Origin of the sequence: Thermogutta sp., assembly GCF_039793925.1 — a bacterium.
In the GTDB taxonomy this organism is placed as follows: Bacteria; Planctomycetota; Planctomycetia; order Pirellulales; family Thermoguttaceae; genus Thermogutta.
The window spans coordinates 1-1544 of sequence record NZ_JBAMME010000060.1 but is presented as its reverse complement, the minus strand read 5'-3'; the positions used below and the strand labels follow the sequence as shown (position 1 = coordinate 1544).

General features: G+C 58.1%; 1 protein-coding gene. It reads left to right on the top strand.

The features are described from left to right. Positions 1 to 314: 314 nt before the first annotated feature. Positions 315 to 1544: TM1802 family CRISPR-associated protein (locus ABJK56_RS02030; protein ID WP_347242997.1), on the top strand; the 1230-nt coding region annotated here is incomplete at its 3' end.

Sequence of the window (1544 nt, the reverse complement as noted above, 5' to 3'; positions counted from 1 at the left end):
CAATCGGTAGCCGCCGTGGGCACTGGCATTGTTGGGATGAGGAGGACTTGATATGCATCAGGCCAGTTTCAATCCTACATTAGTCCTATTTCAACGCGGAACACGGTCCACCCGGCGCGCTCGGGGCCATTTGAGGGTGGTTGAAATCGGACTAATGTAGGATTGAAATCCGTCTCGCTCGCGCAGGCCGGGAGGGCGATGTAACGTGCGATCTGAAGTTGATGAATGTGCTAACCATTCATGAATCTTTAAATACAATCATCGCCGTTATCCGCTTAGCAATGTTCGATTCCCTCCTCCATATCGGAGAACTTGTGAAGAGCGAGGGCAGGTACCGGAGAGTTCCATCGAAAAACTGCGAGGGACTCTGTCTGATCGTGTTCGACTGCGTGAAACGCGAGGTGTACGTTGAGCGCTACGACGTCACGGACAGCACCAACAGGGAATGGACGTGGGTGGGGAATTTCGTCAAAGCGTCCAATGAGCCCGCGGTATTCGCGACGATGAATAACCCCAAGTACCTGCTGGGCTTCGAGAGGAAACCTACCGGATCGAGGCACGGCGGAGACGGCGAGGCTGTGGAGTACGAGCTCCTAAGGGGATACCAATTCGTGCTCCACAATCTCAGGGACCGCTTGGGCGGGAAACCCGTGGGATCAGCGATCTCCGAGGTGCTGAAATGGTACTCACCCGATGAGTTCGTGAGGAGAGGGGATGAGATCCGCGGGATGGACTGGAAGTGCTGTCTCTACTCTACCAGAATAATAACCTCTGACGGCTCCGTCGTCGACGTCGCCAAGGATATGGATTACAGGAACTTCGTGTTCGATCACCTCTCGGGAGCCACGGGCGAGCTGCTGAGGGGTGTGCGCTGCCAGTTCTGCGGGCGCGAAGGAGTACTGAGTAGGCCACAGTATCCCCGGGGTACGCTCCTGAAGATATTCATAGTGGATAAGAAGGGGTTCTCCTCCGGGATCTCCGACACATCCGAGTCGTGGTCGAGAGTTCACGCCGTCTGTCCATCCTGCATGGAGAAACTCATGGCGGGCAATAACTATGTGATGGACAGGCTGCGCACCAACATAGGGAAGCTGACCGTCTACGTGATACCGTCCCTCCCTGATGAAGTCGACCTGAAGGATCTGGAGCACATCAGCGTGAAGGAGGAGGGGAAGGGATGGCTGGTGGGGGGCCTGAAGGCGATAGAGAACGCGGAGAGAGGCGTCGAGGAGAGTGCACCGGATTGGGAGTACCTCGTGCAACTCACGCTGGTCTTCGGGAGGAGCGCCCAGTCCAAGTTCGACGTGCAGATGATGGTGCCCGACGTTGGCGTTCCCCGCATAGTGGAGGTCGTGAGGACCGCCAAGGCCATCGCGGGTCGCATGGGCATCGATGCGCTGAGGGTGGGCCCCGTGGATCTGGGTTCCCTCTATGCGCTCATGCCCGTCAGGGAGACGGGCAACGGCGTGGACGCGGGGCCGTTCCTGGAGGCCGTCGAGGCGCTGCTGCTGGGATACACCATAGACCGGCGCCTCCTGATCCAC